The following is a 471-nucleotide window of genomic DNA, read 5'->3' on the forward strand; positions in this document are numbered from 1 at the left end:
CGGCCCTTGTGACTGATGCAACTGACTCAGCACGCGCCGCCAGCACGTCCGCCGGACAGGCTGCATCGTCAGCTCAGGAAGCGTCCTCCGGCGCAGAAGCGGCATCAGCAAAGGCCACTGAAGCGGAAAAAAGTGCCGCAGCCGCAGAGTCCTCAAAAAACGCGGCGGCCACCAGTGCCGGTGCGGCGAAAACGTCAGAAACGAATGCTGCAGCGTCACAACAATCAGCCGCCACGTCTGCCTCCACCGCGGCCACGAAAGCGTCAGAGGCCGCCACTTCAGCACGAGATGCGGTGGCCTCAAAAGAGGCAGCAAAATCATCAGAAACGAACGCATCATCAAGTGCCGGTCGTGCAGCTTCCTCGGCAACGGCGGCAGAAAATTCTGCCAGGGCGGCAAAAACGTCCGAGACGAATGCCAGGTCATCTGAAACAGCAGCGGAACGGAGCGCCTCTGCCGCGGCAGACGCAA

At 61.4% G+C, this 471-nt stretch carries 1 protein-coding gene; it reads right to left on the minus strand.

From position 1 onward, the window contains the following. Positions 1–73 precede the first annotated feature (73 nt). The coding region (locus EJ063_RS20930; RefSeq protein WP_208640396.1) for a hypothetical protein at positions 74–471 on the minus strand (398 nt) is incomplete at its 5' end.

It is taken from the genome of Vibrio aquaticus, assembly GCF_003970385.1.
GTDB lineage: Bacteria > Pseudomonadota > Gammaproteobacteria > Enterobacterales > Vibrionaceae > Vibrio > Vibrio aquaticus.